This is a genomic window from Acinetobacter sp. YH12076 (genome assembly GCF_013419525.1).
Lineage (GTDB): Bacteria > Pseudomonadota > Gammaproteobacteria > Pseudomonadales > Moraxellaceae > Acinetobacter > Acinetobacter amyesii.
On the sequence record NZ_VOZY01000003.1, the window covers coordinates 25,738 to 47,419 of the forward strand.

A 21,682-nucleotide genomic window follows, 5' to 3' on the forward strand; every position below is an offset into this window, starting at 1 on the left:
ATTACTTGTGTGCCAATTTAGGCGATACGTTACTGTTCGGTTTACTTATTGGTGCGCTCAGAGAGATTCGAACTCCCGACCCCTTAGTTCGTAGCCAAGTGCTCTATCCAGCTGAGCTATGAGCGCGACATAAGTAAATCGTGGCGGTGAGAGAGGGATTCGAACCCTCGATACAGTTGCCCGTATGCATCCTTAGCAGGGATGTGGTTTCAGCCACTCACCCATCTCACCGTAACGTGCCGCCATAATACAAAGATCATGATACGACTGCAAGCACAGTCGTTATATTTTTTTCATTTTTTTACTCAATTAGATATTTTTTAAACGATTTTCAAAAAATTAGTGCAAAATTAGTTCAGCACACACTGCTGTCCCCTACATTTCAGCTTTAAACATTATAAAATATCGGCATAAAACACTTTATTGCAATCAATTGCGTGCAGTATCTGCTTGCATGACTTATGCTAATCCTAATCTTCTGATTTGAAGCCAAATACATTATGAAAAACTGGGTCGACCCTGAAGCAAAAGCTGAAGCCGAACGTTATGACAATCCAATTCCAAGCCGTACTCTGATTCAAGAGACGATTGAACAACTGAAAACTGCAATGTCGCATGCCGATCTTGTAGAACATTTTGAAATTGCCGATCAAAAAAGTATTGATGCACTGAGTCATCGTCTGATTGCGATGGTTCGAGATGGTCAGTTGATGAAAGACGGATTTAAGTTCCAGCTTGCAGCTGAGCAACCGACTCATGAAGCAACGGTTTATATCAACTCAAAAGGTTTAGGCACAGCCAATATTAGTGGTGAAGATGACCTCTTACTTCCTGAACGTGAGTTGCGTCAAGTGTTTAATGGTGACCGTGTTAAAGTCCGCCAAACGTCGATAGACCGTAAAGGCAAAGCATGGGGCTTTATTACTGAAGTTCTACAGCATCGTGTCAAAGAAATTATCGGTAAAGTGTCTGAATATGAAGGTGAATATTTTATTCAGCCGGCAAATCCCAATGCACACCAACCGATTACGTTAGAAAGAGAATTAATCGAGCATGCCAAAGTCAAACTCGGCGACTCTGTGCGTATTGCGATTGACAGCTACCCAACCAAAGAGGAATTTGCGACAGGTCATATTGTTCAGTCGATGGCTGATAAAGCAGACACTGAAATTATTATTCCACAAACCATTTTAGAATTTGGTTTACCTTACGAATTCCCTGAAGCGGTACAACAAGAAGCCGACAGCTTTAAAGAGCCATCAGAACAAGACCGTGAAGGTCGTGTCGACTTACGTGATTTAGCGCTTGTCACCATTGATGGTGAAGATGCCCGCGACTTCGATGATGCCGTGTATGCGGAAAAACGTCCGGGTGGTGGTTATCGTGTTGTGGTGGCAATTGCCGATGTCAGCCATTATGTACGTCCGGGTAAACCGCTGGATGACGAAGCTCAAGAGCGCGGTACATCGGTGTACTTCCCTCATTTTGTATTGCCGATGTTGCCTGAGGCGCTGTCGAATGGTTTATGTTCTTTGAACCCACACGTAGACCGTTTATGTATGGTCTGTGATTTAAACTTATCTCGCGCGGGTCGTGTCACTAAGTTTGAGCTCTATCCGGGTGTAATGCATTCAAAAGCTCGTTTGACCTATACTCAAGTGGCCGAATATTTTGAAGGTAATAGTCAAGCCATTCCTGAAGACCGTGATGTACGTAAATCGGTCAATACCTTATTCCAATTGTATCAAGTGTTGAAAGGCTTACGTGCTGAACGCCACGCGATGGAATTTGAAACCGTTGAAACTTATATGACCTTTGATGAGCTAGGCGGTATTAACGAAATCCTACCGCGTAGCCGTAATGATGCACACAAACTGATTGAAGAATGTATGTTGCTGGCAAACGTCGCAGCGGCAGAATATGCATTAAAAAATGAAATTCCAATGCTGTACCGTGTGCATGAGCCACCTGAGTTTTCACGCATTCAAAAGGTTCGTGATTTTGTGAAGTTATTGGGGCTACCATTCCCTGAACAGCCGACTCAAGCTGACTATCAAGCCGTGATTGATGCCACCAAAGACCGTATTGATGCTCCAAGTATTCATGCCGTTTTACTCCGTTCAATGATGCAAGCTTATTATGGCGCGAACAATGCAGGTCACTTTGGTTTGGCCTACGAAGCGTATACACATTTCACATCTCCAATCCGTCGTTATCCAGACTTGTTACTTCACCGTGCCATCAAAGCACAATTAAAGAAAAAACCTTACCCAATTTCTGGCGCTTCGCTGGATGATGCTGGTGAACACTTCTCTGCGACTGAGCGCCGTGCAGATGAAGCATCACGTTCTGTCACTACATGGTTGAAGTGCCATTACATGCAGCGACATTTGGGTGAAGAGTTTGTCGGCACTATCAGTGCGACTGCTGAATTTGGCCTGTTTGTAACGCTCAAAGACTTATATGTTGATGGCATGATCCACGTCAGCCAATTGGGCGATGACTTCTTTGTCTATGACCAACCGAGTCAGAGCTTAATTGGTCAATCTCGTGGTCAAGTTTTCAGTCTAGGCGATGAAGTGAAAATTAAAGTCGCTGGTGTAAACCTAGAAGAGCGCAAAATTGACTTTGAATTGATTCAACAATTGAGCCATGCAGGTCGCGCTATTCGCGCACGTGCCCCTCGTGTTGCAAAACCTACAGCCAAAGAAGAAGTCTTTTCAGAACGTAAAACCAACGCTGCTGAAGATAGAGAACAGCCCATACGACGCAAAAAATCGAAATCTAAGCCCAGTTCATTCGGTAAAAAGCCTGCTAAAAAATCTGCAAGCAAATCTGAAGCGAAGGCTAAAGATAAAGTGAAGAAAAAATCAAAACCGAAAAAGAAAAAATCCAATGCAAAATCATCTGCGGATTAAGGTTTAAATCAAGAGCGCTTCGGCGCTCTTTTTGATTCTTCAGGTCAGTGAAGACTTCTCGACCTCTGCAGAAGATGAATAATTCCTGATTTAGTCTTGATTTAACCCGCAACAAACCCTACATCTATAAATAACTCAGGATTTATATGAAGTAGAAAATATGACTTTAGAAAAGGCAACTTTGCCCGTTCCTCAATTTGATCAAATTACCTTAGATCAACTCAAAGAAAAAATTCAAAATGCGATTCAACACGGTCAACAATTTCTAAATGAACTGACAGTTGTTCCAGATTCGGTACAAAAACAACTGAATACTTTAGAACAGGTCGATGATCTTGAAAATAATATGAGTGAAGCTTGGGGCGTGCTGTCGCATCTGAACGCCGTGATGAATAATGCTGAAACTCGAGAGCTCTACCAATCTTTATTACCCAGCCTGAGTGAGTACTATACGCAGCTAGGTCAACATACAGTGTTGTATCAAACGTATCAGCATGTACATGACAACAGTGTATTCGACACGCTTCCTGCAGCACAGCAAAGCGCGATTAAACTTGCGTTACGAGATTTTAAACTTTCAGGCGTAGCCTTAGAAGGTGAAGCGAAAAAACGCTATGCAGAAATATCTGCACGACTTTCACAGTTATCATCAGACTTTTCCAATCACGTATTGGATGCCACCCAAGCCTACTTCAAACCTTTAACTGAAGCGCAGCTCAAAGGACTACCTCAAGGCAGTATTGAACTTCTGAAACAATATGGTCAGCAACGCGAACTCGAACAGGCTGTAGCCACACTCGACTTCCCGTCTTATATTGCCATTATGACCTATGCAGAAGACCGCGAAGTGCGTGAAGCACTCTATAAAGCCTATACCACACGTGCTTCTGATCAGGCAGACTCTGCTGAATTTGATAATACAGCGGTCATGGAAGAAATCTTGAAACTACGTCAGGAAATGGCTAGCCTGCTTGGTTTTAACAATTACGCTGAATTGTCCTTGGCAAGCAAAATGGCACCCGATGTGGCAACTGTAGATCAGTTCCTGATTGAACTGGCAGAACATGCGCGTGCGCCAGCAGAGAAAGAAATCGCTGAACTGAAAGCCATTGCAGCGCAAGACGGTATCACTGAGTTGCAACCGTGGGATGCCACTTTCTATTCAGAAAAACTCAAAGTTCAACAGTTTAATTTGTCACAAGAAGACCTGAAGCCCTACTTCCCTGCACCTAAAATTATTCAAGGCTTGTTCAGCATTGTAAATCGTCTCTATGGCATCAATGTGATCGAGCGTGAAGCGCCTGTTTGGCATCCCGATGCACGTTACTTTGAACTTGAAGATCAAGGCAGCGTGATTGGCGGTTTTTACTTTGACCTGTATGCACGAAGCGGTAAACGTGGCGGCGCATGGATGAGCGGCTTCCGTTCACGCATGCAAACTGAAAATGGTCTGCAAAAACCAATTTGCTACATGGTCTGCAACTTTACCCCATCTGTCGGTGAGCAAGCTGCTTTACTTACCCATGATGAAGTAACGACGCTGTTCCACGAATTTGGTCATGGCTTACATCACATGCTCACTGAAGTCGATAATATTGCTGTGGCTGGTACACATGGCGTGGCGTGGGATGCAGTAGAGCTACCAAGTCAATTCATGGAATTTTGGACTTGGGATCAAGAAAGTTTAGATTTGCTCAGTGAACATATCGAATCAAAACAAACATTACCAGCCGATCTGCTAAAAGCATTACAAGATGCGCGTTTCTTCCAGTCTGGGATGCAAACATTACGTCAAATTGAATTTGCCATGTTTGACCTAAATATCCATAAGGCCAACCCTGCTTTGGACGCTACAGGCATCCAAAAAACCTTAGATGAGATTCGTCAAAAATATGCAGTTGCACCCACCACTTCGTACAACCGTTTCCAACATGGTTTCAGTCATATCTTCGCAGGTGGTTACGCTGCTGGCTATTATTCATACAAATGGGCAGAGGTTTTGGCAAGTGATGCCTTCGACCGATTCGAAAATGAAGGAATTTTTAATACTTCGACTGGCAAGTCGTTTAGACAATTTATTCTAGCAGTTGGCGGAAAAGATACGGCACTTGACGCATTTATCAATTTCCGCGGACGCGAGCCAAAAATAGATGCTTTGCTGCGTCATCAAGGTTGGACGAACGCATCTAAAAACGCTTAAACTAGGGACCTTAGTTAGATTCAAGGTAAGTATGATGACCATTAAACGACGCTTCATTGCAGGTGCAAAATGTCCAAAATGCCAAGCGATGGACCGGGTTGTCATGCTGACCTCTGGCGAAGACGAATGGATCGAATGCATTGATTGTGGTTACAGTGAAAATCGACCGACTCATGTCGATCAACCTGAACAACCCGCCGTGCCAGACGATATCGGTGTGATCCAATTTAAGCCACGTCAGCCTAAATAAAAATTAAGGTCAAGCAATGACAGAAGATCAAAGACATAATCCAAAATTGTTAGTTGGAATCATTGGGGGCTTAACGTTATTGATTGCTATCTTTTTTGCATATCAATGGTTAAGCAGCAGTACAGCAGATAAATCTGCGCTTCAAGAAGAAATGGTCGCTGCACCGGCTAAACCGCCTGTTGCAACCCCTGTCCAATCTGAAACTGAAGCATCAGTCCCTGTCGCAGAGACTGAAACCCTTAAATTGGTCGAAGAAGACATTTTAGATGCAGCTGTGCCTGAAAATGCCTCTTTAGCCAAAGAGGAAATTGCCAAATTAGATGACATTCAACAACAATTGAATGATCAGGAGCAAAGCTTAAAACAGCAACATTCAGATGCAGATGAGCTGATTAAACTGAAAGAAGAACAAATTAAATTACTCGAAGCCCAGTTAGCACAACAAGCAAAATAACCGACTTCTGCTACACCATGCATACTTATAGGCTAGAATATCATCAGATTTTCTAGCCTTTTTGTTATGTCCACTACTACAACGCCACAAAATATCCCCAAAGCAATTGGCTTTCTCATGCTGTCAGCACTGCTTTTTTCCATCATGGGGGTTTGTATACGCTACGCATCCCACACAGTAGATAATGCCACCATCGTTTTTTTTCGCAATGCGGTTGGCTTATTGATCTTTTTACCCCTGATTTTGCAAAAAGGCAGCACATTTTTTAGAACTGAAAAACTGTGGATGCATACATGGCGTTCAATCGTAGGCTTGGTGGCAATGTATGGCTTTTTTTATGCCATTGCCCACTTAAAACTCTCCAATGCCATGGTCTTCACCTATTCCTCGCCGATCTTCATCCCCTTAATTGCATGGTTATTTTTAAAAGAAAAAATGACCCTGAGTATGCTCATTGCCGCAGTCATTGGTTTAATCGGCGTGCTCTTCGTCGCAAAGCCCGATGCAGGAATGTTTAATCAGTTATCACTGATCGGACTAACCGCAAGCTTCTTGGCAGCCATGGCATTTGTCACTGTCCGTGCCCTTACAGCAACCGAGCCGCCTGAACGCATCGTGTTTTATTTCTGCTTTTTTGGCACGCTCATTTCCATGATCCCGATGTTCTGGCTCTGGCGTCCCTATAGTTTAAAAGAGTTAGCTTTTCTGATTACAGCGGGGCTTTTGGCCAATATCAGTCAAATTTTTATGTCCAATGCCTATAAGCTTGCACCCGCAGGTCAAATTGGTCCCGTCAACTATATAGCGATTATTTTTGCCGGTATTTGGGGCTTTACACTGTGGCAAGAATTGCCAGATATTTACAGCCTATTCGGCTTTGCTTTTATATTTTTAGCGATTTTGCTTTGTAGTCCGATCCTACAAAATAAGTTTAAAAAGTCATAATAGTCTCATTCATTTACCATCAAATGCGAAGTATCTTACTCAATAAAAAAAGCACCCGAAGGTGCTTTTTTAATGGCTTACCACTAACTTATTGGTACCAACCAAACAGTTTCAGAATATAAGGAGCATAAGTCACGATCACCAAAGCTGGGAACAATACAAGGATCGGTAAAATCCAACGTTCATAGCGATAATAGAAATTGGTGTATTGGGCTTTTGCTTCTGCATCTGCTGCCCGTACCTCTTCATCCCCGACGGAGAGTCGTGTCAATAAGTGATTCAGCGCTACAGGTGGCGAAACATAACCGAGCTCAAAGGCAACCAAAACGATCATCCAGAAGTGAATCGGATGAATACCATTTTCATAAGCTACTGGTGCAATCGTTGCTGCAACCAAAATCACTGCCCCGAATGGATCTGTCGTCATACCAATAATCGCCAACAACAATGCGATAAAGGCCAATGAAATATAGATATTGCCCAAATGCGTTGGTAATAATTCAACGATTTCTGTCCGTTCAATCAAACCGCCGACACTTGCCGACAAGGCCATTAAGATAATTAATGCGCCAATGTGTCCAACCGTTTCTGAAGAAGCAAACCAAATTGAACTACCGAAACCACGACGGTTAGCCCCATGTCCACCATGTTCACGCATGAACTCAGAACTTTGCTCATGTTGTAAGCTGAGTTGTTCATGTGCATCTACAGTTTGCGAAGTAAAACGATCTGCAAACCAACGGTCAAACATAATGTAAACAATCAGAATGATCGGTAGAACCACAGGCGCGGTGAACTCATCCATTTGTGTATCTAAACCGTACTTGTAGAAAGCAATGACAAGCAGTGTCAGTACGATATACGGAATCACAGGAATGAACGCTTTCAGCATGCCCGGAATAGCCACTTTCGGCGATGCCACACGGAAACGTGTTTCTGCCAAGAACAGTGAAATACCCAAGAACAAGAATGCCGTGAGCCAGAACACATAGATACCGTGATCAAATAGCTCATCTGAGGTGACATGGCGGCTATCAAGCATCGAAATCAAGATAATCAATAGACATGGACGAATGACCACACCTAAGGAACCTGACATTGCAGATACAGCGAGTGCGAACTGACGACGAGAGCCAGAGTTCCACACTTCTTTATAAATAATTGCACCGGCTGCCACAACGAAGATCCCTGAAGCGCCGGTATAAGCGGTTGGAATCGCCGCAGCAATCAGAATTAACCACGTCAAAGTCTCAGGTGCTAAGTTCCATGGACGTAAAATCCCCAAGAACAAATCCATTACGCGCGTTTGGGTCAATAACATTCCGGCCCAAATAAACAGTGCAAGGTTCAGGAAAATCCCAGAGAACTCGACCAATTGCCCAAGGTAAATCCCCTGACCCATTGGATAGTCCATAAAGAAGGTAAACGCCACACCCGTAATAATCGCCATAAAGGCATATAACGGTACACTCAATAGCGCAAAACCAATATTCCCCGGCCCCGGCTCTTTCGCAGCAGGTGGTTTAAAGAACTGATAAATACTGATGAGGGTGACAATACCAAACAGGCCTAGCCACAACCAATATACCGCCAAGGTTTCTGTGGTCGATTTCACCCCAGAATTCAGGACTGAATTAAATTGGCTATACACCGAGAAGGTTAATAGGCCATTACCAATCGCCATGAATAAAGCATAAACTTTATAATCCAAGCGTGTAGTTGGCGCACGTAGACCAATATGATGGAACTTCACTGAAGCTGTAATAGCAGATACCAAAACCATCAGTAAAAGAATCAATACACGGTTTTCAGAACCAAATTTAAAGATGCCAAAGAATGTTGTTTCAATCGCACGATAAGTACGAATACTTGGATGCTCATCTAAATAAGCTTTTGCTTTGTCATAAAATTGGAATTTTTCTTCACATTGCTGTACACCTGCCATGACTGATGCACGTACATCGGATTCAGATGCTGTACCAAAAATGTCAGCAAATTCGTCAGCCGCATTGGCTTTCATTTGCGTTTGCACCATTTTATCTACATCTGGGTGGCGGTCACAATCTGGCTTGGTCGGTTCTGCACGTAAAAATGAATACTGCATCCCAATGCTTTCATTACCATACAAACGCTCACCAGTACGCAGAAGCTGACCATGAATCATCTCCCCTGTCCCGATAATCAATGTAAGCAGAAGCAAGATCAACACGACTAGAGTCGAAATCCATTCTGTCCAGACATACCTTAACAGCCCGACGATGCCGGATCTGTTTTGTGCATCATTTTGCATGAGTCTTCCTATTTTTTATTTTGGAGCCTAGCGGGGCCAAGCATCCTTTTCCTTATCGGCTCGAGAAGTTCCTTTCCCTGACCTAACTGTTTTATTATTACGTTTAAATTTGCATCAATATTCAAAACATTAAAATGACAATATGTATTTTCTTTTCGGTTTTTTTTGTCAACCCAATCACCTAAAGTGCGCTAGCGATCCCAGAAATAATTACCAATAAGATAAAACACGGCGATGACAATGCCCCAAATCACCCCCAATAAATGAGCTTCGACTAAAACGGGGCTTCCTATTAATTCAGCCGTTCCGGTGTTCCCCACGGTATTTTCCCACACCAATTTTGCCAAAATCAGCAAGAGAACAAAGGCTGCAAAATTTCGCTCCCGCTTATACATTAAATGTACGCAAGCGACTGCAACATAAGCGCCATGCAAGACACCAGATAATCCTGCATAGGCTTCAATATCGGGGAGGAAAAAATAGAAACTTAGACTGATTAAAGGAGATAAAATCAATAAAATGGCAACAAAATGCCACGTCGAAACTCTTGGAAAAATAAACGGTAAGCAGATAAAGGCCAATATATTTAAAGCAAAATGAATCCAACCGACGTGAACCCAATGCGCGGTCCATAAGCGCCAAAAGTCATGAAATAAGTCATCTTGCCAGTAGATAAAATAGTCCTTAAATACCTGTAGCGAGGCACAGATCGAAACGAATACGGCAAGAAAGACAATTTTCGGAATTAAAAATTGTGTTTTCATTTTCGCTCCTCCTGTACCTCACATTTGGACTACATGCTTTATTAATTTGTTGCAGCGCCACTCGTTTCTGTAGCACTACTGGTTTCAGCATCGCCACTAAACAAATCATCGAGTTCTGAACTATTGGCACTTTCATCCCAGAAATGTTCCATACCATCATCGCTGGTACGAACGCCTGTATGTTCAGTCCAATAACGATCTGAAATCCCTTTCACCATGCTTTCAGCCATACTATCGATGAGCTTAAATTGTGGATTAACAGGTTTTTCATCGCTACGCGCTTGTGCAAAGGTACGTAAGGCATCACGGATTTTCGCATCATCGCCACTGGCTTGTGCAGCAACTGCATATAACGCATGTGACAGTCTTACGCCTTTTTGCTCACCAATTTGCGCCGATTGTTTTAAGGTTTGGTATGGATCAGGTTTTCCATCTCCTGCACCCGGCAATAACGTCCAGATCACAGCGCGGGTTGCATTTGGTGCGCCCCAGAATTTTTCATTATTCAGACACACCATACCGCGTTCAACAATCGCAGCAATGTCTTTAGGAACGTTTACCGCCCCACCTGAGTTAATATCATTGGTCATGGCCTGTAAGCCACTTAACATTCCCAACATATACACTGTTTGGTCAATGTCGCTGTTCATTTTTGGACAGCCTTCACCTAGACTTTTCTTATACTTCTTTTCAAAACGATCTTGAAATAATTGATAGCCGGTATATTGACGCTGTGCCGCAAGTGCCGCCCAACGCTTTTGCTCAACACGGGCATCCTGTGCTTCGGTCACTTGGTTGGCTTTAGATGCACGTAAATAACGTAACTCTGCATCCAAGGCTTTTTGTTCTGCACAAATCCCTGCTGCTGAATACATCAACACTGCCACACGTGTTGGGTCTGCGCCCATATCTTTGGTGGCCATAATAGCTGGAGTTAATGAATTACCTGAATTACACACCATTTCAGCATCTTCCATGGCTAAAATGGGTGGCACAATATGTTTTTCGGTAAAACCGAGTGCAACATTAGCACCGGTTTTTACAACCTGCGAACAACCCGCGAATAATGTACTTGTTATTGCTACAACTGCCACACCCTGGCATATTTTTTGGACGCTCGACATTTTCCTGTCCTCTATAATTGTGTTTATGTCCATCACGACAAACATATCAGAAGCAAAAAATGAATAAAAGAGTATTTGCTCTAATTTGAACGACACACTGTGCCATGAATCACGCTGAATGCAATTGACTGATTTTTTACAAAGACTAAATTTTAGGCAAAAAAAAGTAGCATAGCGACGGTTCGGCACATGCTACTTATTAACTGTGAAAGCGTTTGACTGCTTATTTTTGAGTTAACTGTTCCTTCAGCACTGTTCCTAGTCGTCCTATAACAATTGCTAACACAATCGCTATTACCAGAAACATCCAAGTTGGCATCATCATGATGATTTCCTTTAACGGCTGTTGGTAAGGCTAATATATAGGCAGAGAATCACCGCACAGCTTAAAATTGTCTGACAATTTAAATATTTTGCCAATAAAATCCAATCCTGTCAGACAAGATTATTTTACCTACAAGATAAGATAATGAAATATTTGTATTTTATTGAATTTTAAAAAATAAGGCTGTCTAACAATTAGATCATTTTGGCCAATACTTTGAGTGATTTCCACTGTTTCAATGACAATTGATCGCGCCAAATAATCACCGGTTTTGCACGCGCATGCATAAAATACACCACGATATACATTTGATGATCCAAAATATGGCTAATTTGAACGCGTTGCACCGGGCGGTTCAGTCGTTGCAAAGACCAATCAGTTCCATCCAAATATTCTAGACTGGTGACGTGTAAATGCTTACGGAAAAACAGAACATAAACCACTAGCCCGATGAGAAAAAATATCCCCCAAAGCATGGGCGTTAGTAACTGATAAAGCAGCGTCATCAATACCGCAAAAATAAAAAACTGAAACGCATGCGATAAAAAACTGCGTTTCAGTTTGAATTGCCGATTATCCATGAACGTAATGTTTTAATTTTTGAATAAACGTTTTTAATTCAGGACGTGGCGGTTCACTAACTTCCATAAACCAATCCAACAAATCTGGATCTTCTGCAGCAACGAGTTCTGCAAACATGTCTTTTTCAGCTGCATCGGCTTGTAAATAGTAATTTTTGACGTAGGGATCAAAATAAACATCAATCTCTTTTAAACCACGACGTGCACGGTAGATCACTTTACGCTCTTCTAAGCTGATTTCATCAGTCATTGTCTTCCCCAATCTTTGAACCCGTCTAGTGTAACTCATCCACCCCATTGAAGTGGAGTGTTTTCACAGATTGACCGAATGCTTCATCGCATTTCCTGCTTTTGAATGTTCTGCACATTGCAGTCACTCGCTGCATCTTATAAGTTGAGACAAAGCCATAAAAATGAATAGGATATTCAAAATGCAATCTGGAGCGATTCGCCCACTCAACAACATGCTGCCACGTCAATTATTTAATGCAGAACATGATGCATTTCGTGAAACAGTACGAAAATTTTATGAAAAAGAAGTTGTGCCCAATATCGAAAAGTATGAAAAACAACAACATGTTGACCGTGACTTATGGAATAAAGCGGGTGCCATGGGCTTGCTTTGCCCGACCATGCCCGAAGCTTATGGCGGCTATGGTGTAGACCGACTCTATAGCATGATTCTGATTGAAGAGCAGGCCTATGCCATGGACTCGTCAACCGGATTTTCACTGCACTCCGACATTGTGGCCAATTACATTCATAACTTTGGCAATGAAGAACAAAAGTTGCATTGGCTGCCGAAAATGGCATCTGGCGAAACCGTGACTGCCATTGCAATGACCGAACCGGGCACAGGTTCAGACCTACAAGCCGTACGCACAACCGCTACAGAAGATGGTGATGACTATATTATTAATGGGTCAAAAATCTTTATCACCAATGGCTATTTATGTGACATGGCAATTGTGGTCTGCAAGACAGGTAATAGTGAAAAAGGTTCAGCCAATTTATCGCTAATTATCGTCGAAGCAGATCGCGTCGGTTTTAGTAAAGGCAAACCTTTAAACAAAATTGGCATGAAAGGTCAGGATACCTGTGAACTGTTTTTTGATAATGTCCGCGTCCCTAAAAGCAACTTACTCGGCATGCAAGGTATGGGCTTTATGATGCTGATGAAGGAATTGGCTTGGGAGCGCATGTTGGTTGCGATTATTTGCCAAGCAGGTGCAGAAGCAGTCTTTGCGCACACTGTTCAATACACCAAAGAACGTAAGGCATTTGGCAAGACCGTATCAAGTTTCCAAAACACCCGTTTTAAATTGGCAGAACTACGTACTGAAATCGATTTTTGTCGAGCTTATCTAGATCGCTGTATGGAACTACAACTTGAGGAACAGCTCGGTATTGACGCTGCAGCCGCTGCTAAATACAAAATTTCAGAAATGTTTTCCAAAGTCGTGGATGAATGTCTGCAGTTGTATGGTGGCTATGGCTATATGCTTGAATATCCAATTGCTCGCGCTTATATCGACAATCGTGCCAACCGTATCTATGCCGGAACCAATGAAATTATGAAAGAGCTCATTTCCCGATCTTTATAACAACAAAGCCCATCATCAGATGGGCTTTTTACATTCTTTCGATATCAACTTAAATCATTCACAAAATCACAGATCAGTGCAGTGACCAAAGCAGGTTGCTCTTTGTGCGGCATGTGATGAAGCCCTTCCAAAATCTCTAGCTCGGTATCGCCTTGTATACCCGAAAAAAGTTTCTGAGCTTGTGCTGTCGTCCCATATTCATCCAGTTCTCCATGTATGACCAAGCTTGGACACTGTACTTTTCCAACATAATGCTCGAGGTTCCATTGACGAAAACTCGGTGAGAGCCAAGTTTCCGTCCAAGCATCCAAAACCCATTGGGCTTTATCCCCATGATATTTAGCCAAGCGTTCAAGCTGTCCCTGCTGCGCAAACCCTGTTTTAGCTTCACGTATACCCGATAATGTGAGTTCTTCTACTTCATACTGTGCTGATATGGTAATCAGACCTCGACATTGTTCAGTATATTCACTGGCAATGACCACAGACATTCCTCCGCCAACACTATGCCCCATCACGATAAACTGTTGAATAGAATAATGTTGAAGTAACGCCTTAAAGCCCTGCTGTGCTTCGGTATAGACAAAATCAGTACTTAATGCATCAGGGTTCGCTGATGATTTCCCGAAGCCCAAGCGATCATACGCTATTACCGTTCTGCCAGACTCAGCAGCCAATTGCGCAGGAAAATCACGCCATAAATCCACACTCCCCAGTGAATCATGCATCAATATAATCGGGGCCAAAGTTGCATCTTTATCTGCTGTTTCAGGCTGCCAAGCTTTGGTATATAGCTCATAAGCATTTAATTTTATAAATTCTGAATGTTCTTGATTCTTCACATTAACCCTGTGTGTTTTTCCTTGTTTTCAACATCATATATTTTTCAACAAATAAAGCGCATCAAATAAAACCCTAAAGTCACACATCTAAAGCAAAAAAAGGAGCATGATGCTCCTTTTTTATGTAACTGACTTAAGAAACTAATCTGGGTTTAGCCGCCACTTGATCAGACTTTTTTTCAAATTTCAGCACTCCATCTTCAAATGAAGCATGCTTTAATTCTTTACGATCTGCCAAATAGTTATTGCTGACTTTCCACGGTGCATGTTTACCCTGTTTTGGCATCACATCTGCTGCACGTGCAATATAGCCTGAAGTCAAACTTCCCATTACGGTATCTTCTAACAACTCGGTCGCATCGCCTTGTGGAATCACTTGGTTATAACCATTTTGATCCATATAGTTAATCAATTTACAGATGTATTCAGAAGCAATATCGACTTTTAAAGTCCATGAAGCATTAATATAGCCAATAATCATCGCCATATTGGGTACATCACTGACCATAACACCACGGTACAACATATGTTTTGAGGTATTCAGTGGCTGTCCATCGATTGTGGCACTAATGCCGCCTAAAATTTGAATGTTGAGACCTGTAGCTGAAATCACCACATCTGCATCAAGATGTTTACCTGATTTCAATTGAATGCCATTTTCAGTAAAACTTTCAATTTGATCGGTTTCAACAGATGCACGGCCTTCGCGTAAAATTTTAAACAAATCACCATCTGGCACCACACAAAGGCGCTGATCCCAAGGATTGTAATCTGGGGTAAAGTGCTTCATATCCACTTTACCTTTCAACTGCAACTCAATTGATTTTAATAAAAATTTACGGAGTAATTTAGGTTGCTTTTGTGCAACAGCATAAACAGCCCGCTGTACACCGATATTCCGTGCACGGGTAAGTTTATAAGCAACATCTTCAGGTAATACTTTACGCATCTTGTCATAAATGATGTCAATAGAAGGTACTGAGGCAATATAAGTTGGAGAACGCTGTAGCATGGTCACATGCCCTGCACCGCCTTTTGCCATAGCTGGTACCAAGGTAATCGCTGTTGCTCCACTGCCAATAATCACCACTTTTTTGCCTGCATAATTAAAATTTTCAGGCCAATGTTGTGGATGAATGAAGGTACCTTTGAACTTTTCCTGCCCTTTAAACTCAGGTTGGAACCCTTGGTCATAATTATAATAACCTGTACAGCCAAAGACGAAATTTGCAACCCAAGTTTGTTGTTTCTTCTTCGCATCTTCAATAACAACAGACCATTTACGAGTCAGTGAGTCGTAATTTGCACTCACAACACGATGTTGAAAATGAATTTTTTCTTTGATCTTATATTCATCAATCACTTCAGAAAGGTAGCCTTTAATCGAAGGCCCGTCTGCAAGCACACTAGATTTTTTCCACGGCTTAAAATTAAAGCCAAAAGTTGACATGTCCGAATCAGAACGAATACCCGGATATTTAAAAAGGTCCCATGTTCCACCGAAACTTTCACGACGTTCAATAATTTCAAATGAACGATTTGGACAATTTTTTGAAAGATGCGCAGCCAAACCTACACCAGAGATCCCTGCACCTACAATGAGAATATCAACTTGTTTTTCCATGTTGTTCTTTTAACCTATCTTAGATTTATATTTATTAAATCACATTTTTGACAATGCACAATGTCAAGTTTAAGCAAAAGGCGATTTATTTTTATCTTTTAAGGACAAATTGAATAATTGTCTAACAACATACAGCCAACACAAAACTGCAGGCATTAAAAAAGGTCGGTTAAAAACCGACCTTTTTTAGAACAACGTACGCTGCTCTTCACGAAATTAGTTAACTTCGCGATCTACTAGCTCAACGTAAGCCATCGGTGCAGCATCACCTGCACGGAAGCCCGCTTTAAGAACACGTAGATAACCGCCGTTACGTTCTTTGTAACGAGGGCCAAGAACGGTAAATAATTTACCAACAGTTGCAGCTGAACGAGTACGAGCAAACGCTAAACGGCGGTTTGCTACAGAATCGACTTTAGCTAAAGTGATTAAAGGCTCAGCAACACGACGCAATTCTTTTGCTTTAGGAACAGTAGTTTTAATTAACTCGTGTTCGAACAAAGAATTAGCCATGTTTTGGAACATCGCTTTACGATGACTGCTTGTACGGCCTAATTTCACACCACTATTACGATGACGCATGGTGATAGTCCTACTTAATTAACGGCTACGATAAGCAAAGCGATCGTCCATGCGGAGGCTAGCCGGTGGCCAGTTCTCTAAACGCATGCCCAATTGCAAGCCTTTCGATGCCAGAACATCTTTAATCTCAGTCAACGATTTTTTACCTAAGTTAGGAGTTTTAAGCAACTCAACTTCAGTACGTTGAACAAGATCGCCAATGTAGTAAATATTTTCTGCTTTCAAACAGTTAGCAGAACGAACAGTAAGCTCTAGATCATCTACTGGACGAAGCAAAATCGGATCAACTTCTTCACGAGGCTCTTGAGCAACTGGTGCTTGATCTTTCTGAAGATCAACAAAAATTGCAATTTGTTGTTGCAAGATTGTTGCCGCTTTGCGGATTGCTTCTTCAGGATCCACAGTACCGTTGGTTTCAAGATCAATGATCAATTTATCAAGGTCAGTACGTTGTTCTACACGAGCGTTTTCCACTGTGTAAGACACACGTTTGATTGGGCTGTAAGAAGCATCTAATTGCAAACGACCCACTGGACGAGTTTCGCCCTCAGGGAAGCGTGAATCAGAAGTCTCATAACCACGACCTTGAGAAACTTTCAGGCGCATTTTTAATGAGCCAGAAGCACTTAAAGTACCGATCAAATGTTCAGGGTTAACCACTTCAACATTGTGTGGTAAACGAAGGTCAGCGGCTGTAACGTCGCCAGGACCTTGTTTTTCCAATGTCAGATAAGCTTCATTTTGATCGAACAGCTTAATAGACAATCCTTTTAGGTTCAGCAAGAGCTCGACGATGTCCTGCTGCAAGCCTTCCAAAGTACTGTACTCGTGCTCGACACCTTCAATCTCTACTTCAACCACGGCTGCGCCAGGTAAAGAAGACAAAAGGATACGACGTAAAGCATTACCAAGAGTATGACCAAAGCCACGCTCTAATGGTTCTAGAATAACTTTTGCCGAGGTCCCGCTTGCCGCTTCGACCTTAATCGCTTGCGGAGTTAGAAACTCATTTGCAGTACGCGTCATTATTGCTACCTCAAGGATTATTTAGAATACAATTCTACAATCAAGCTTTCGTTGATTTCAGCAGGTAAATCAGAGCGATCTGGTGCAGCTTTGAATGTACCTTCCAATTTAGAATGATCAATTTCAATCCAAGATGGAATGCCACGTTGAGTCGCTAACTCAACTGCGTTTTTAATACGCAATTGTTGTTTAGCACCTTCGTGAACCGCAACAACGTCACCAGCTTTAACTTGGATAGACGCGATGTTAACACGACGACCATTTAAAGTGATTGAACGGTGAGATACAAGCTGACGAGCTTCTGCACGTGTAGAACCAAAACCCATGCGATAAACAACGTTATCTAGACGGCTTTCAAGAAGTTTCAACAAGTTTTCACCTGTTGCGCCTTTAACACGAGCAGCTTCTTTGTAGTAGTTACTAAATTGACGCTCTAAAACACCGTACATACGACGTACTTTTTGTTTTTCACGTAATTGTAGTGAGTACTCAGATTGTTTGCCGCCACGAGCGCCACCATGTTGGCCAGGTGCTTTAGCAGCTTTTTTTGTTTTGACGTCAAATGGTTTAACGCCAGATTTTAATTGCAGGTCTGTCCCTTCGCGGCGAGAGAGTTTGCATTTTGGACCAATATAACGAGCCATGAATGTTTCTCCTTACACGCGACGTTTTTTAGGTGGACGGCAACCGTTGTGCGGGATTGGCGTCACATCGGTAATGCTGTTAATTTTATAACCCACTGCACCTAAAGCACGAACCGCAGATTCACGACCTGGACCAGGACCTTTTACAAGGACATCCAAGTTTTTCAAACCGTAATCTAAAGCAGCTTTACCAGCAACTTCAGCAGCTACCTGAGCAGCAAACGGAGTTGATTTACGTGATCCACGGAAGCCTTGTCCACCAGAGGTAGCCCAAGCCAGTGCATTACCTTGACGATCGGTAATAGTCACAATGGTGTTATTAAAAGAAGCGTGAATGTGTGCAACACCTTCAGAGACGGTACGAGTGACCTTCTTGCGTGTGCGAGTATCTTTAGCCATCTTTTAGCTTCCAGAAATCTTATTTCTTAATAGGTTTGCGCGGACCTTTACGGGTACGTGCGTTAGTTTTGGTGCGTTGACCACGGACAGGCAAGCTGCGACGATGACGAAGACCGCGGTAGCAGCCTAAATCCATTAAACGTTTAATGTTCATGGAAATTTCGCGACGTAAATCACCTTCGGTAGGAACCTTAGTAACTTCTGCACGAATCGCATCAAGCTGAGCGTCATCTAATTCACGAATTTTAGTTGTTGGTGCAATACCAGCAGCAGCTAAGATAGCTTTTGCAGTGTGGCGACCAATACCAAAAATGTACGTTAGAGAGATAACAGCATGCTTGTTATCCGGAATGTTTACACCGGCAATACGAGCCATTCAATTTTCTCCAAAAAGGCAGTTAAGATAATCAACCGCCCGACAAAATCTTTGAGGGGCGGATAATAACCTAATTAGCCTACTGAAATCAACAGGTCTTGATCAGATTAACCTTGACGCTGCTTATGACGAGGTTCTGCGCTGCAAATTACGCGAATAACCCCATTACGACGGATAACTTTACAGCTACCACAAATTTTCTTTACAGAAGCTTGAACTTTCATAATGAAACCTCTAAGTGCGCTTATCCTTTCGGATGAGCAGTCGTTTTACGCATTAACGATTGATTGTCATATTGATGCGATGTGAGATGAGCTTGAAGCTGAGCCATAAAGTCCATCACCACCACCACTACGATCAGTAAAGACGTACCACCTAAGCTAAATGGAATTCCAAATGAACTTTGTAGAATCATCGGCATTAAACAGATGATTGTGATATAAACCGCGCCAATAAAAGTCAAACGATTCAAAATATGATCTAAATAGCGTGCAGTTTGCTCACCAGGACGAATACCCGGCACATAAGCACCACTACGTTTTAAATTCTCTGACACTTCTTTCGGGCTAAATACTAGCGCAGTATAGAAGTAACAGAAGAAGATAATTAATGCACCAAATAGCACCAAATACATCGGTTGACCCGGCGACAATACGAGTGCCAAATCTTGTAGGCCACGTTTAATCACGCCAGCATTTGGATCTGCACTGCCTACCCATTGCCCTAAGCTCGCTGGGAACAATAGCAATGAACTAGCAAAAATTGCAGGAATCACACCCGCCATATTAATTTTTAATGGCAAATGTGTTTGCTGGGCAGTAAATACACGACGACCTTGTTGTTTTTGAGCATAGTTTACCGGAATACGACGCTGCGCCTTCTCAATAAACACAATTGCTGCTAACACTGCAACAGACAGCAATGCAAAAATTGCAAGACCAATTAAACTTGATTGGCCATTATCTACTGAGGTTAAAGATTGCAGAACCAAGTTCGGCAAACCAGCAACAATACCAGCGAAGATGATCATGGAAATACCATTCCCTACTCCACGCTCTGTAATTTGCTCACCTAACCACATCAGGAACATTGTACCTGCAACTAAAGAAGTTACAGCAGGAACGTAAAAAGCAAGTCCACTAGTCAAAGTAATATTTTGACTAATCAGACCTGCACACATCCCAACAGCTTGCACAAGTGCAAGAAACAATGTGCCTTGTCGCGTATATTGATTGATCTTACGCTTACCTTGTTCGCCTTCTTTCTTTAAAGCTTCCAGCGAAGGAACAACCGTAGACATTAACTGCACAATAATCGATGCAGAGATATACGGCATAATCCCAAGAGCAAGAATTGACATACGCTCTAATGCACCACCTGAGAACATGTTAAACAAACCAAGGATCGTACCTTGGTTTGCATTAAACAGATTCTCTAGTGCGGCATTGTTAATGCCCGGTACTGGAATATGTGCTCCCAGTCGAAAAACCAACAACGCCCCGATGAGGAACATCATACGGCGGATAATTTCACGATATTTCACATGAAAAGGCTGGCCTTTCATCATGTTAACATGACCTGTCGAACTAGGAGTCATAGACACTGGGGATTACTCCTCGACTTTACCGCCAGCAGCTTCAACAGCAGCTTTAGCGCCTTTAGTCAATGCAACACCTTGAACAGTGAACGCACGAGTAATTTCACCAGAAAGTACGATACGTGCACGTAACATATCTTTACGCACAACGTTAGCAGCTTTTAAAGTTTCAAGAGACACGATGTCGCCTTCAACTTTAGCGAGTTCTGATAAACGTACTTCAGCAGTTTTCAAAGCCATTTGGCTAGTGAAACCGAATTTAGGTAAACGACGATATAACGCAGTTTGACCACCTTCGAAACCAGGACGTGTACCACCGCTCTTACGTGAGTTTTGACCTTTGACACCACGGCCACCAGTCTTACCAACGCCAGAACCGATACCACGGCCTAAACGTAGGTTGTCACGCTTAGCACCTTCTGCAGGTGCAATTGTATTTAAACGCAGAGTCATGGCTTATTCCTCTACACTAACCATATAGTAAACTTGGTTGATCATACCACGGTTAGAAGGCGTATCTTGCACTTCAACTGTATGACCAATACGACGCAGACCTAAACCTTTAAGGCTAAGCTTGTGATTTTTCAAGCGATGCGATGAAGATTTAGTCTGGGTAACTTTAATCGTTTTCATGATTGATTACCCTTGAATTTGTGCTACTGATAAACCACGTTTCGCAGCAACTTTCTCAGGAGAAGTCATATCACGCAAACCGTTAAAAGTTGCGTTTACTACGTTAGCAGCGTTAGTAGAACCATAACACTTAGTTAATACGTTACGTACACCTACAGCTTCTAAAACTGCACGCATAGCGCCACCAGCAATTACACCAGTACCTTCAGAAGCAGGTTGCATGTAAACGCGGCTTGCACCGTGACGAGCATTGATAGGGTGCTGAACAGTACCGTCAACAAGGTCAACAGTAATCATGTTGCGACGAGCAGCTTCAAGTGCTTTAGAAATAGCAGCTGGAACTTCACGTGCTTTACCACGACCAAAACCTACGCGACCATTACCATCACCCACAACAGTTAATGCTGTGAAAGAGAAGATACGACCACCCTTAACAACTTTGGCTACACGATCAACGGCAACCAGCTTTTCAACAAGACCTTCGTTTTGTTCAACTTTAGCCAT

General features: G+C 42.4%; 23 protein-coding genes and 2 tRNA genes. 6 read left to right on the forward strand and 19 right to left on the reverse strand.

Going from position 1 to position 21,682, the window contains the following annotated elements; translation table 11 throughout:
- Positions 1-49 precede the first annotated feature (49 nt).
- Positions 50-126 (reverse strand) — tRNA-Arg (locus FTU22_RS03115).
- 15 nt (positions 127-141) lie between these two features.
- Positions 142-231 (reverse strand) — tRNA-Ser (locus FTU22_RS03120).
- A 266-nt stretch (positions 232-497) separates the two neighbouring features.
- On the opposite strand from FTU22_RS03120, the gene rnr reads away from it, so the two are divergent.
- The 5 genes from rnr (at position 498) to FTU22_RS03145 (ending at position 6,767) form a co-directional block, all read left to right on the forward strand.
- Positions 498-2,918: a ribonuclease R gene (rnr, locus tag FTU22_RS03125; protein ID WP_180093189.1), complete on the forward strand. Its 2,421-nt coding sequence runs from the start codon at positions 498-500 to the stop codon at positions 2,916-2,918.
- A gap of 160 nt (positions 2,919-3,078) precedes the next feature.
- Positions 3,079-5,118 (forward strand): M3 family metallopeptidase, encoded by a 2,040-nt coding sequence (locus FTU22_RS03130; RefSeq protein ID WP_180092966.1) that lies wholly within the window; start codon positions 3,079-3,081, stop codon positions 5,116-5,118.
- Between the two features lie 40 nt (positions 5,119-5,158).
- Positions 5,159-5,368, forward strand: a complete 210-nt coding sequence (locus FTU22_RS03135; protein ID WP_171256675.1) for a YheV family putative zinc ribbon protein — start codon at positions 5,159-5,161, stop codon at positions 5,366-5,368.
- A 16-nt stretch (positions 5,369-5,384) separates the two neighbouring features.
- The gene (locus tag FTU22_RS03140) at positions 5,385-5,822 is read left to right on the forward strand and encodes a hypothetical protein (RefSeq protein ID WP_180092968.1); all 438 of its coding nucleotides are present in this window, start codon (positions 5,385-5,387) and stop codon (positions 5,820-5,822) included.
- A gap of 66 nt (positions 5,823-5,888) precedes the next feature.
- A complete protein-coding gene (locus tag FTU22_RS03145) occupies positions 5,889-6,767 on the forward strand; it encodes a DMT family transporter (protein ID WP_180092970.1) in 879 nt (292 codons plus the stop codon).
- Between the two features lie 88 nt (positions 6,768-6,855).
- On the opposite strand, the gene FTU22_RS03150 is transcribed toward FTU22_RS03145, so the two are convergent.
- From FTU22_RS03150 to FTU22_RS03170, 5 genes are all read right to left on the reverse strand, one after another.
- Positions 6,856-9,057, reverse strand: coding sequence for a TRAP transporter large permease subunit (locus tag FTU22_RS03150; RefSeq protein ID WP_180092972.1), 2,202 nt, complete (start codon positions 9,055-9,057; stop codon positions 6,856-6,858).
- Between the two features lie 191 nt (positions 9,058-9,248).
- The gene (gene rrtA, locus FTU22_RS03155; RefSeq protein ID WP_180092974.1) at positions 9,249-9,821 is read right to left on the reverse strand and encodes a rhombosortase; all 573 of its coding nucleotides are present in this window, start codon (positions 9,819-9,821) and stop codon (positions 9,249-9,251) included.
- Positions 9,822-9,862: 41 nt separating this feature from the next.
- Complete coding sequence (locus FTU22_RS03160; protein WP_180092976.1) at positions 9,863-10,945, reverse strand: hypothetical protein; 1,083 nt, start codon at positions 10,943-10,945, stop codon at positions 9,863-9,865.
- Between the two features lie 519 nt (positions 10,946-11,464).
- Positions 11,465-11,851, reverse strand: a complete 387-nt coding sequence (locus FTU22_RS03165; RefSeq protein ID WP_111885419.1) for a hypothetical protein — start codon at positions 11,849-11,851, stop codon at positions 11,465-11,467.
- Entirely contained in the window at positions 11,844-12,101 is a 258-nt protein-coding gene (locus FTU22_RS03170) for a succinate dehydrogenase assembly factor 2 (RefSeq protein WP_078189264.1), read from the reverse strand. The genes FTU22_RS03165 and FTU22_RS03170 overlap by 8 nt, the downstream gene beginning before the upstream one ends.
- A gap of 181 nt (positions 12,102-12,282) precedes the next feature.
- On the opposite strand from FTU22_RS03170, the gene FTU22_RS03175 reads away from it, so the two are divergent.
- Positions 12,283-13,455, forward strand: a complete 1,173-nt coding sequence (locus tag FTU22_RS03175) for an acyl-CoA dehydrogenase family protein (RefSeq protein WP_180092978.1) — start codon at positions 12,283-12,285, stop codon at positions 13,453-13,455.
- A 44-nt stretch (positions 13,456-13,499) separates the two neighbouring features.
- On the opposite strand, the gene FTU22_RS03180 is transcribed toward FTU22_RS03175, so the two are convergent.
- The 12 genes from FTU22_RS03180 to rpsE form a co-directional block, all read right to left on the reverse strand.
- Entirely contained in the window at positions 13,500-14,297 is a 798-nt protein-coding gene (locus FTU22_RS03180) for an alpha/beta fold hydrolase (protein ID WP_373886238.1), read from the reverse strand.
- A 133-nt stretch (positions 14,298-14,430) separates the two neighbouring features.
- On the reverse strand, positions 14,431-15,921 hold the full coding sequence (locus FTU22_RS03185; protein WP_180092980.1) for an NAD(P)/FAD-dependent oxidoreductase: 1,491 nt from the start codon (positions 15,919-15,921) through the stop codon (positions 14,431-14,433).
- Positions 15,922-16,137: 216 nt separating this feature from the next.
- On the reverse strand, positions 16,138-16,503 hold the full coding sequence (gene rplQ / locus FTU22_RS03190; RefSeq protein WP_005012953.1) for a 50S ribosomal protein L17: 366 nt from the start codon (positions 16,501-16,503) through the stop codon (positions 16,138-16,140).
- Between the two features lie 18 nt (positions 16,504-16,521).
- Positions 16,522-17,529 carry a DNA-directed RNA polymerase subunit alpha gene (locus tag FTU22_RS03195; RefSeq protein WP_004650465.1) on the reverse strand — a complete coding sequence of 336 codons (1,008 nt, stop codon included), beginning with the start codon at positions 17,527-17,529 and terminating at the stop codon, positions 16,522-16,524.
- Between the two features lie 17 nt (positions 17,530-17,546).
- Positions 17,547-18,173 carry a 30S ribosomal protein S4 gene (rpsD, locus tag FTU22_RS03200; protein WP_078192454.1) on the reverse strand — a complete coding sequence of 209 codons (627 nt, stop codon included), beginning with the start codon at positions 18,171-18,173 and terminating at the stop codon, positions 17,547-17,549.
- 12 nt (positions 18,174-18,185) lie between these two features.
- Complete coding sequence (gene rpsK, locus FTU22_RS03205; RefSeq protein WP_001040166.1) at positions 18,186-18,572, reverse strand: 30S ribosomal protein S11; 387 nt, start codon at positions 18,570-18,572, stop codon at positions 18,186-18,188.
- A gap of 19 nt (positions 18,573-18,591) precedes the next feature.
- Positions 18,592-18,948, reverse strand: coding sequence for a 30S ribosomal protein S13 (gene rpsM / locus FTU22_RS03210; RefSeq protein WP_078189269.1), 357 nt, complete (start codon positions 18,946-18,948; stop codon positions 18,592-18,594).
- A gap of 107 nt (positions 18,949-19,055) precedes the next feature.
- Positions 19,056-19,172, reverse strand: coding sequence for a 50S ribosomal protein L36 (gene rpmJ / locus FTU22_RS03215; RefSeq protein ID WP_000867907.1), 117 nt, complete (start codon positions 19,170-19,172; stop codon positions 19,056-19,058).
- 20 nt (positions 19,173-19,192) lie between these two features.
- A complete protein-coding gene (secY, locus tag FTU22_RS03220) occupies positions 19,193-20,512 on the reverse strand; it encodes a preprotein translocase subunit SecY (RefSeq protein ID WP_171263746.1) in 1,320 nt (439 codons plus the stop codon).
- A 45-nt stretch (positions 20,513-20,557) separates the two neighbouring features.
- Positions 20,558-20,998 carry a 50S ribosomal protein L15 gene (gene rplO / locus FTU22_RS03225; RefSeq protein WP_078189271.1) on the reverse strand — a complete coding sequence of 147 codons (441 nt, stop codon included), beginning with the start codon at positions 20,996-20,998 and terminating at the stop codon, positions 20,558-20,560.
- 3 nt (positions 20,999-21,001) lie between these two features.
- On the reverse strand, positions 21,002-21,178 hold the full coding sequence (rpmD, locus tag FTU22_RS03230) for a 50S ribosomal protein L30 (RefSeq protein WP_005012961.1): 177 nt from the start codon (positions 21,176-21,178) through the stop codon (positions 21,002-21,004).
- Between the two features lie 6 nt (positions 21,179-21,184).
- On the reverse strand, positions 21,185-21,682 hold the full coding sequence (rpsE, locus tag FTU22_RS03235) for a 30S ribosomal protein S5 (RefSeq protein ID WP_067762902.1): 498 nt from the start codon (positions 21,680-21,682) through the stop codon (positions 21,185-21,187).

Coding starts and splice junctions, on each gene's coding strand:
- FTU22_RS03130 (WP_180092966.1), top strand. CDS start 3,079: ATGACTTTAGAAAAGGCAACTTTGCCCGTTCCTCAATTTGATCAAATT.
- rrtA (WP_180092974.1), bottom strand. CDS start 9,821: ATGAAAACACAATTTTTAATTCCGAAAATTGTCTTTCTTGCCGTATTC.
- FTU22_RS03140 (WP_180092968.1), top strand. CDS start 5,385: ATGACAGAAGATCAAAGACATAATCCAAAATTGTTAGTTGGAATCATT.
- rpsK (WP_001040166.1), bottom strand. CDS start 18,572: ATGGCTAAAGATACTCGCACACGCAAGAAGGTCACTCGTACCGTCTCT.
- FTU22_RS03150 (WP_180092972.1), bottom strand. CDS start 9,057: ATGCAAAATGATGCACAAAACAGATCCGGCATCGTCGGGCTGTTAAGG.
- rpsD (WP_078192454.1), bottom strand. CDS start 18,173: ATGGCTCGTTATATTGGTCCAAAATGCAAACTCTCTCGCCGCGAAGGG.
- rpmD (WP_005012961.1), bottom strand. CDS start 21,178: ATGAAAACGATTAAAGTTACCCAGACTAAATCTTCATCGCATCGCTTG.
- FTU22_RS03160 (WP_180092976.1), bottom strand. CDS start 10,945: ATGTCGAGCGTCCAAAAAATATGCCAGGGTGTGGCAGTTGTAGCAATA.
- FTU22_RS03185 (WP_180092980.1), bottom strand. CDS start 15,921: ATGGAAAAACAAGTTGATATTCTCATTGTAGGTGCAGGGATCTCTGGT.
- FTU22_RS03145 (WP_180092970.1), top strand. CDS start 5,889: ATGTCCACTACTACAACGCCACAAAATATCCCCAAAGCAATTGGCTTT.
- rplO (WP_078189271.1), bottom strand. CDS start 20,998: ATGACTCTGCGTTTAAATACAATTGCACCTGCAGAAGGTGCTAAGCGT.
- rpsM (WP_078189269.1), bottom strand. CDS start 18,948: ATGGCTCGTATTGCCGGTGTAAACATTCCGGATAACAAGCATGCTGTT.
- secY (WP_171263746.1), bottom strand. CDS start 20,512: ATGAAAGGCCAGCCTTTTCATGTGAAATATCGTGAAATTATCCGCCGT.
- FTU22_RS03195 (WP_004650465.1), bottom strand. CDS start 17,529: ATGACGCGTACTGCAAATGAGTTTCTAACTCCGCAAGCGATTAAGGTC.
- rpmJ (WP_000867907.1), bottom strand. CDS start 19,172: ATGAAAGTTCAAGCTTCTGTAAAGAAAATTTGTGGTAGCTGTAAAGTT.
- FTU22_RS03175 (WP_180092978.1), top strand. CDS start 12,283: ATGCAATCTGGAGCGATTCGCCCACTCAACAACATGCTGCCACGTCAA.
- rpsE (WP_067762902.1), bottom strand. CDS start 21,682: ATGGCTAAAGTTGAACAAAACGAAGGTCTTGTTGAAAAGCTGGTTGCC.
- rplQ (WP_005012953.1), bottom strand. CDS start 16,503: ATGCGTCATCGTAATAGTGGTGTGAAATTAGGCCGTACAAGCAGTCAT.
- FTU22_RS03170 (WP_078189264.1), bottom strand. CDS start 12,101: ATGACTGATGAAATCAGCTTAGAAGAGCGTAAAGTGATCTACCGTGCA.
- FTU22_RS03165 (WP_111885419.1), bottom strand. CDS start 11,851: ATGGATAATCGGCAATTCAAACTGAAACGCAGTTTTTTATCGCATGCG.